The 387-nt window shown below is 56.3% G+C and carries 1 protein-coding gene; it reads left to right on the top strand.

The annotated features are described in order from the left end of the window. A partial coding sequence (locus H0X91_RS34855; RefSeq protein WP_196433839.1) for an MFS transporter occupies positions 1-387 on the top strand: 387 nt, incomplete at both ends.

A 387-nucleotide genomic window follows, 5' to 3' on the forward strand; every position in this document is an offset into this window, starting at 1 on the left:
GGCTATGTCCATGATGTGATGGGCTTTAGCGCTTTCTGGGCAGGATTGGTTATCAGCCTGCAATATTTCGCCACCTTGCTGAGCCGTCCTCATGCCGGACGTTACGCCGATTTGCTGGGCCCCAAAAAGATTGTCGTCTTCGGTTTATGCGGCTGCTTTTTGAGCGGTCTGGGATATCTGACGGCAGGATTAACCGCCAGTCTGCCCGTCATCAGCCTGTTATTACTTTGCCTGGGACGCGTGATCCTTGGGATTGGGCAAAGTTTTGCCGGAACGGGATCGACCCTGTGGGGCGTTGGCGTGGTTGGCTCGCTGCATATCGGGCGAGTGATTTCGTGGAACGGCATTGTCACTTACGGGGCGATGGCGATGGGTGCGCCGTTAGGC

Origin of the sequence: Burkholderia sp. 9777_1386, assembly GCF_015712265.1 — a bacterium.
In the GTDB taxonomy this organism is placed as follows: Bacteria; Pseudomonadota; Gammaproteobacteria; order Burkholderiales; family Burkholderiaceae; genus Burkholderia; species Burkholderia cenocepacia.